The 8,023-nt window shown below is 64.2% G+C and carries 5 protein-coding genes and 3 pseudogenes; 1 reads left to right on the plus strand and 7 read right to left on the minus strand.

The window, feature by feature from the left end:
* Positions 1–55 precede the first annotated feature (55 nt).
* Positions 56–1,134, plus strand: a pseudogene (locus AHiyo1_RS01075) (winged helix DNA-binding domain-containing protein).
* 83 nt (positions 1,135–1,217) lie between these two features.
* Here the strand turns inward: AHiyo1_RS01075 and asd are convergent.
* The 7 genes and pseudogenes from asd to mshD form a co-directional block, all read right to left on the minus strand.
* The gene (asd, locus tag AHiyo1_RS01080) at positions 1,218–2,360 is read right to left on the minus strand and encodes an aspartate-semialdehyde dehydrogenase (RefSeq protein WP_059387335.1); all 1,143 of its coding nucleotides are present in this window, start codon (positions 2,358–2,360) and stop codon (positions 1,218–1,220) included.
* 107 nt (positions 2,361–2,467) lie between these two features.
* Positions 2,468–2,692, minus strand: coding sequence for an NF038396 family protein (locus AHiyo1_RS01085; RefSeq protein WP_059387336.1), 225 nt, complete (start codon positions 2,690–2,692; stop codon positions 2,468–2,470).
* 2 nt (positions 2,693–2,694) lie between these two features.
* Positions 2,695–3,281: pseudogene (locus AHiyo1_RS01090) on the minus strand (dihydrofolate reductase).
* The gene (locus tag AHiyo1_RS01095; protein ID WP_059387337.1) at positions 3,278–4,081 is read right to left on the minus strand and encodes a thymidylate synthase; all 804 of its coding nucleotides are present in this window, start codon (positions 4,079–4,081) and stop codon (positions 3,278–3,280) included. Before AHiyo1_RS01095 ends, AHiyo1_RS01090 begins: the two are co-directional and overlap by 4 nt.
* Before the next feature lie 18 nt (positions 4,082–4,099).
* Positions 4,100–5,068 (minus strand): NUDIX hydrolase, encoded by a 969-nt coding sequence (locus AHiyo1_RS01100; RefSeq protein WP_059387338.1) that lies wholly within the window; start codon positions 5,066–5,068, stop codon positions 4,100–4,102.
* Positions 5,069–5,079: 11 nt separating this feature from the next.
* A pseudogene (locus AHiyo1_RS01105) lies at positions 5,080–7,175 on the minus strand (RNA degradosome polyphosphate kinase).
* 255 nt (positions 7,176–7,430) lie between these two features.
* Positions 7,431–8,023, minus strand: a 593-nt coding sequence (gene mshD / locus AHiyo1_RS01110) for a mycothiol synthase (protein ID WP_084784294.1), incomplete at its 5' end; no start/stop codon positions are given.

An 8,023-nucleotide genomic window follows, 5' to 3' on the forward strand; every position in this document is an offset into this window, starting at 1 on the left:
CGTCCTATGATGGGGCCATGTCAGCTTCGGCGAGATCCGGGTCACTCCCAAAGTCATGGGCAGGCTGCGCCTCGCTAGCCAGGGATTGCTTGGGGGATTCAGCAGCCCGGAGGAATGCGTCTCCACGATGGGTGCCATGCAGGCCCAGGACCTTGCCTCGGCGTTTTGGGCAGTGGGCCAGCGCGTCCCCGGTTCCGGCCTCTCGAAAGTGCTGGAAGCATTGGAGAACGGCACCGTGGTCCGGTCCTGGCCCATGAGGGGCACGCTGCACCTGGTTCCGCCGCAGGACTTGCGTTGGATCCTGGGCATCACCACGGAGCGGTCCATGCGTTCGGTTGCCGCACGGCACCGGGAACTCGGCATCGAAAAGGCAGACATCGCCGCCTGCCGGGACCTTGCCCTTGAACGCGTCGCTGGCAGCCCGGGCGCACGCGCGAGGAACTTTTCAAGATCTTCGAATCCGCGGGCCAAGTGACCGCGGCCCAACGGGGGATCCATTTGCTCTGGATCCTGTGCCAGAACGCGTGGCTGGTCCAAGGACCTCCGGCGGGGACGGCGGGCAAAGCCCTTGGACAGCAACTGTTCGTGGCTTTCGACGAGTGGATTCCGGAATCCAAGATCTTGGGGCGGGAAGAAGGGATTGCCGAATTTCTGCTCAGGTATCTGCGCAGTCACGGACCGGCCACGCTCCAAGACTTCGCGTGGTGGACCCAGATCCCCAAATCCGAGGTCCGGGCAGCCCACGAGGCTATTCGCAGCCAACTCGTTGAGCTCGTCTTTGGTGCAACGTCCTATTGGCTGTCGCCAGAGACGGCCGCATTGCTCGACGACGGCGTTCCCGGCTCGCGGACCGTCCTAGCCTTGCCGGGGTTCGATGAATTCCTGCTCGGGTATACGGACCGCAGCTTTGTCCTGCCGCCGGAGCATTTCCAGAAGGTCGTTCCGGGCGGCAACGGGGTCTTCAAACGCATGATTGTGTCTGGCGGCGAAGTGGTGGGCACCTGGTCCCGCAGCGGCACTGGCCGGACCGCCGTCGTCGTTCCCGAACCGTTCGCCCCGGAAGGCCTGACACCAGCGGCCAAACGGTCCTTCGAGCTCCAGGCCGCCAAGTACCTGCGCTTCATGGAGCGTTGAGGCACCCAACTTACTCGCAGTTGATGTCGTTATGAGCGTTCAAAACGACATCAACTGCGAGTTAGTTGGTGAAAGCAGGACTGCTAGAGGGTGCCGGTAGCGATCTTCAGCATGCGGCGCAGCGGCTCGGCAGCGCCCCAGAGGAGCTGGTCGCCCACGGTGAAGGCGCTGATGTATTCGGGGCCCATCTCGAGCTTGCGGATGCGGCCGACCGGAATCTCCAAAGTGCCGGAGGCAGCAACCGGGGTGAGGTCCGCCATGGAGGCTTCCTTGGTGTTGGGCACAACCTTGGCCCACTCGTTGTCAGCGTCCAGGAGCTTCTCGATTTCGGTGACGGACAAGTCCTCGCGCAGCTTGAGCGTCAGGGCCTGCGAGTGGGAGCGCATGGCACCGATACGGACGCAGAGCCCGTCCATGACAACGTGGTCCTTGCCCGGCTTTCCGTTGCCGGTGCCGAGGATCTTGTTGGTTTCCACCCCGGCCTTCCATTCTTCCTTTGACTGGCCGTTGCCGAGGTCGGCGTCGATCCACGGGATCAGGGAGCCGGCCAGCGGCACGCCGAACTGGGTGGCGTCGACGCCGGAGCGCTGGGTCGCCAGGACCTTGCGGTCGATTTCCAGGATCGCGGAAGCGGGATCGTCCAGTTCGCTGCTGACTTCGTTGTTGAGGGTGCCGAACTGGTTCAGCAGTTCGCGCATGTGGCGGGCACCGCCGCCCGACGCCGCCTGGTAGGTCATGGAGGTACCCCACTCGACCAGGTTGTTCTTGAAGAGGCCGCCGAGCCCCATGAGCATGCACGAGACGGTGCAGTTGCCGCCGATGTAGTCCTTCACGCCGCCGGACAGTCCGGCGTCGATGACGTCCCGGTTGATGGGGTCCAGCACGATGATGGAGTCATCGTTCATGCGCAGCGTGGACGCGGCATCGATCCAGAGCCCGTCCCAGCCGCGGCTGCGAAGCTCGCCGTGGACCTGCTTCGTGTAGTCGCCGCCCTGGGCAGTGACAATAATCGGCAGCTTGGCAAGAGTCTCAATGTCGAACGCGTTCTCGAGCTTGCCTGCGCCGTCGGCGAATGACGGCGCGGCACCTCCCGCGTTCGAGGTGGAGAAAAATACCGGGTTGATGTTGGCGAAGTCGCCCTCTTCCTGCATGCGCTGCATCAGGACGGAGCCGACCATGCCACGCCAACCGACCAGTCCAACGGACGGATTAGCTGCTGTAGTCATTGAACCAGTCTAGACTTTCGCGGCTCCCGGCCGCTGTCGGTTACGTCACGACCCAACTGACTCGCAGTTGTTGTCGTTTTGGGCGCTCAAACGACAACAAATGCGAGTTACTTGGGTGAGGCGTCGCGCTCTTCCAGCAGGGCCGCCTTGCGTGCGCGCAGGGCGTAGAACGCGCCAAAAGCGAAGACCTGGGTCACCACCACCAGGACGATGATCCCCAGGATCTTGTTGCCGCCCAGGATCATAGTGAGCCCGACGATCGCGGACAGGAGCGCGAAGAGCGGCAACAACATGTAGCCGAGCACGAACAGGGTCTCAGGTTTCTTCAGCATTCTCAGTCTTCCGTCCGGCGCCACGTGGCGATCCGGTAGTTGGTGCCGTTCTTGGAGGTCAGCCAACCATCAGCCGGCTCTGTCGACTCAAGGTTCCAGGCATCGCCGAACTCCGGCGCGAACGTGTCGCCGTCGGTGTCGGAATCGATGACCGTGACGACGGCGACATTCGCGATGTCCATGGACTGCCGGTAAATCTCGCCCCCGCCAATGATCCAGACGTTCTGGCCGCCAGGTGCGAACTGGGACTCGAGGAGCGCTGCGTCAAGCGAGGAGACGACGACGGCGCCACGTGCGTCGGGCGTGTCCGCCCAGCCGTGCTGCCGGGTCACCACGATGTTGGTGCGGCCGGGCAGGGGACGGTACTTTGCGGGGAAAGACTCCCAGGTCTTCCGGCCCATGATGACGGGATGCCCGGTTGTCAGCCGGCTGAAGTGCTGCAAATCTTCGGGAACGTGCCAAGCATGGTCCCGCCTTTGCCGATCACTCCACTGCCGGTCTGTGCCCACACGAGGCCGATTCCGTTGAGCGTTTCCGCGGCCTCCCCGGGGGAAGGCGACTCCGCGGCGGGAGTTTCCTGGGCGTTCATACCGCCACGGGCGCCTTGATCGCGGGGTGGTGCCGGTAGCCGACTACTTCGAAATCCTCGAAGGTGTAGTCGAAGATCGAGTCCGGCTTGCGGGCGAAGCGCAATTGCGGGTACTCGTAAGGCTCCCGGGAGAGCTGTTCGGTGACTTGCTCCACATGGTTGTCGTAAACGTGGACGTCCCCGCCGGTCCAGACGAAATCGCCGGGCTCGAGGCCCAGCTGCTGGGCCACCATGCAGGTCAGCAACGCGTAGGAGGCGATGTTGAAAGGAACGCCCAGGAACATGTCGGCGGAACGCTGGTACAACTGGCAGGACAGCTTGCCGTCGGCAACGTAGAACTGGAAGAACGCGTGGCACGGCGGCAACGCCATGTCCTTGATCTCGGACACGTTCCAGGCCGAAACGATGTGCCGGCGCGAATCCGGGTTGGCGGCCAGGCCCTTCATGAGCTCTGCGATCTGGTCAATGTGCCCGCCGTCGGGAGTCGGCCAGCTGCGCCACTGCACGCCGTACACCGGGCCGAGTTCGCCATCAGCGTCTGCCCACTCATCCCAGATGGTGACGCCCTGCTCTTGGAGCCACTTCACGTTCGACTCGCCGCGGAGGAACCACAAGAGTTCCAGCGCGAGGGATTTGAAGTGGACCCGCTTGGTGGTGATGAGCGGGAAACCCTGGCTTAAATCGAAACGCAGCTGGCGGCCGAAAACGCTCCGAGTGCCGGTGCCCGTGCGGTCCGACTTGTGCGTGCCGTTGGCCATGACGTCGCGCAGGAGGTCTTCATATGGGGTTGGGATGCTCACGCACCCAGCTTACTGGAGTCAGTCATCGAAGGGCTTGATCTGTTCCACGGCAACTACGCGCTGGCCGTTTCCGCGGGCCACATGGCACACGATCATCTCGCCAGGCGCCAGGTACGGATCCTGGGCCGGCAGCATCTCGTGAAGCTCGGGGCCCATCCGCTCGCCGAGCGTCTTCAGGACGGTGGGGAGTGCCGGCCTGTGGGTGCAGAGCGCAACCCCGCGTTGCTTGTCGAATAAGCCCTCGACGATCGCGGCTGTCTTCTTCGGGCTCCGCTGGTGATGGTGTTCCGTCAGGGCCTCCACAAGTTTCACCTTGGCTCCGGCTGACTTGGCGTAAGGCGCGATGGTGGACACACACCTGGCCCAGGGACTGCTCACGATCCGCAGCGGCTTCCACACGCCCAGAAGCCGTTCGACTGCCAGTGCCTGGCGCAGGCCCGTCACGGCCAGCGGCCGGCTGCCCTCTGCCTTGGTCCAGGAGGATCGCGGCTTGGCCTTGGCATGGCGCACCAGAATCAGGGGCCATGTTTCCAGCTCACCATTGAGGTGGGCCTTCGCCAACGCCTGGAGGGGGCCCACATCCGTCGGGTTGCTCAGGAAACGTGCCGCCTTGTCCGGCGCGGCCCACATGTAGGCATCCACTTCCTGGCCGTCCGGCTTGATGATGGACCCGTTGACTTGCGTCGCCCAGTAGTGCACCACCTTCAGCCCGGCCGCCACATGGTAGTGCGTCGGAGGAAGCGGAATACCGAGGGCAGCCTTGAGGCCGATCTCTTCCCTGATCTCGCGGACGGCGCACTCCGGGATGGTTTCCCCGGCGTCGAGCTTGCCCTTGGGCCAGGACCAGTCGTCGTACTTGGGCCGATGGATCAGCAGGACCTCAAGGGTGCCCTTGGTGACGCGCCAAGGAATGGCGCCGGCCGCCGTGACGGCGATCGGCTCCCCCGGATGGTCCGTCTGGTCCGCAATAGGTGTATCGCTCTTCAACTTTTCGCTGCCTACCGCCGGGCAACTGCACGTTGGCGGGACCGGGAGGCAAGCAGCCAGGACTGGATGTCCAGAAGCGGCGAGCCGTCCTCGGCCTGGTGGAACCTGGTCCAGTGGCCTTCGTTGTCGAGGTGCCAGCTGGCAGTGCCGGGGTCCATGTAACGGCGCAGCAGATCCATGACCTCGGCTGTATCTTCGCGGCTGGAGAGCTGCACCAGCGCCTCGACCCGGCGGTCGAGGTTGCGGTGCATCATGTCCGCGGAGCCGATGTAGACCACGGGATCGTTGGCATTGGCGAAAGCAAACACGCGCGAGTGCTCCAGGAAGCGGCCCAGGACCGAGCGGACCGTGATGTTCTCACTGAGTCCAGGAACTCCCGGACGCAGCGAGCAGATGCCGCGGACGATGACGTCAACCTTTACGCCGGCCTGCGATGCGCGGTAGAGGGCATCGATGGTGGCCTCGTCAACCATGGAGTTGACCTTGATCTGGACCTTGGCGGCAATTCCCGCCCGGGCGTTGCGGATCTCGGTCTCGATCCTGTCGATCAATCCGGACCGCACTGAGCGCGGCGCCACGAGGAGCCGCTTGAAGGTCGACTTCGGAGCATACCCGGAGAGCTGGTTGAAGAGCTTGGACAAGTCCTCGCCCACCTGCTCATTGGAGGTCAACAGGCCAAGGTCCTCGTAGTAGCGGGCCGTCCGCGGGTGGTAGTTGCCCGTGCCGATGTGGCAATACCTGCGGAGGCCATCCACTTCCTGGCGGACAACAAGGGACAACTTGCAGTGCGTCTTGAGTCCCACGATGCCGTACACCACGTGTACGCCGGCCTGCTCCAGTTTGCGGGCCCAGGAGATGTTGGCCTGCTCGTCGAAGCGGGCCTTGATCTCCACGAGGGCCAGGACTTGCTTGCCGGCCTCGGCAGCATCGATCAGTGCGTCCACGATGGGGGAATCGCCGGAAGTGCGGTACAGGGTCTGCTTGATGGCCTGGACCTTGGGGTCGGCGGCCGCCTGCTCCAGGAAGGCCTGGACCGACGTCGAGAACGAGTCGTACGGGTGGTGCAGCAGGATGTCGCGGCGGCGCATCGCCGCGAAGACGTTGGCGGCCTTGGATGTCTCGGATTCGTTCAAGTACCGCGAGGTGTGGGGCACGTGCTTCGGGTAGTGGAGGTCGGCGCGGTCAATTCCGCCGATGACCGACAGGCCCCGGAGGTCCAGGGGAGCCGGAACGGAGTAGACCTCGGATTCCTCGACGCCGAGTTCCCGCACCAGGAGCGCGCGGATGTTCGGGTTGATGTCCGTGGTGACCTCAAGCCGGACGGGCGGGCCGAAGCGGCGGCGCAGCAGTTCTTTTTCAAGCGCCTGCAAGAGGTTCTCGCGTCGTCCTCTTCGACTTCCACGTCCTCGTTGCGGGTGACGCGGAAGGTGTGGTGCTCCATGACTTCCATTCCGGGGAACAGCTTGTCCAGATGCACCGCGATGACCTCTTCGAGCGCGATGAAGCGTGCCACCCGGCCCGGGACCGCGCCGGCACGCGGTCCGTCGATCGAGACGAGGCGCGGGAGCTGGTCCGGGACCTTGACGCGGGCAAACAGTTCCTTGTCGCTGACCGGATTGCGGACAATCACGGCCAGGTTGAGGGAAAGCCCGGAGATATAGGGGAAGGGGTGGGCGGGATCGACGGCGAGGGGGGTGAGGATCGGGAAGACCTTCTCGCCGAACATGATGCTCAAGCGGTGCTGGGCCTCGTCGTCGAGTTCGTCCCAGCGCATGAGGTGGATGTGCTCATAGGCCAGAGCGGGGCGGATCTGCTCGGCGAATACGCGCGCATGGCGTTCCTGCAGCTTCCGGGCGGCATCGCCGATCTGCTCCAGGACTTCGATGGGGCTCAGTCCGGCGGGGGAGGGCACCGCGAGTCCCGTGGCGATGCGGCGCTTCAAGCCGGCAACGCGCACCATGAAGAATTCATCCAGGTTCGAGGCGAAGATGGAGAGGAAATTGACCCGCTCCAGGAGGAAGAGGTCCGGATCCTCCGCGAGCTCAAGAACGCGGGAGTTGAAGGCGAGCCAGCTTAGCTCGCGGTCCAGGAAGCGGTCCGGGCTGATGTCGCCTTCGGGCTCCAGGGAGGGCGCAAATTCAGGAATGTCGATGCGGTCCTGGGTTGCCCGCGCAGCCGGGACTTCGGAAGACCCGAAGCGGGGAGGCAAGGTTGCGCCTTGACCTCGGTTTTGGTGGTTCCGACCGGGTCCGGGTTCATCGGGCTCTCCTTCGTTCAGCGCGGGGTTTGATTCAACCCTACAAGGATTCCACGTACCGGAATCCTAGATGTCCTAGCCTTTCAGATACGCCTTGGTTCCGGGTTACTTCCCGGTTAACGGCGCATACATGACATCGACGTCCCAACGAACGAAGCCCAGTTTCTGGTAAAGGGCGACGGCCGCCGTATTGTCGGCGTCCACGTACAACATGACCGAGTGCAGTTCGTGGCTCTGGAGATACCTGATGCCAGCGACAGTGAGCGCTTTGCCAAGCCCCAGGCCTTGGGCCGCGGGTGTCACACCCACGACGTAGACCTCCCCGATGGCCGGATGGGGTCCTTGCCGGGGGTGCACCTTCGTCCAATGGAATCCGAGCAGTTCCCCGGCCGGGTTCACGGCGAGCAGGAAACCTGCGGGATCGAACCAATCCTCGGCCATTCGGGCGTCCAGGTCGGCCCTGGTCAGGGAGCCCTGCTCGGGATGGTGGGCAAATGCCGCCCTGTTGGCGGCCAGCCAGGCGGACTCATCCTGACCCGGCACGAAGGCGCGCAGCGAGACTCCCTCAGGCAGGCCGGCGTCGGGCAGTTCCGCGGTTGAGGACATAAGGCGCATCTTCCACAGTTCGCGCGCCGGACCGTAGCCGTAGCGGGCCGCAAGCTCCGCGGCGGCCTCGTGATTCCCGTGGGACCACGCGG

This window comes from Arthrobacter sp. Hiyo1 (assembly GCF_001263615.2).
Lineage (GTDB): Bacteria > Actinomycetota > Actinomycetes > Actinomycetales > Micrococcaceae > Arthrobacter.

Coding starts and splice junctions, on each gene's coding strand:
- asd (WP_059387335.1), bottom strand. CDS start 2,360: ATGACTACAGCAGCTAATCCGTCCGTTGGACTGGTCGGTTGGCGTGGC.
- AHiyo1_RS01085 (WP_059387336.1), bottom strand. CDS start 2,692: ATGCTGAAGAAACCTGAGACCCTGTTCGTGCTCGGCTACATGTTGTTG.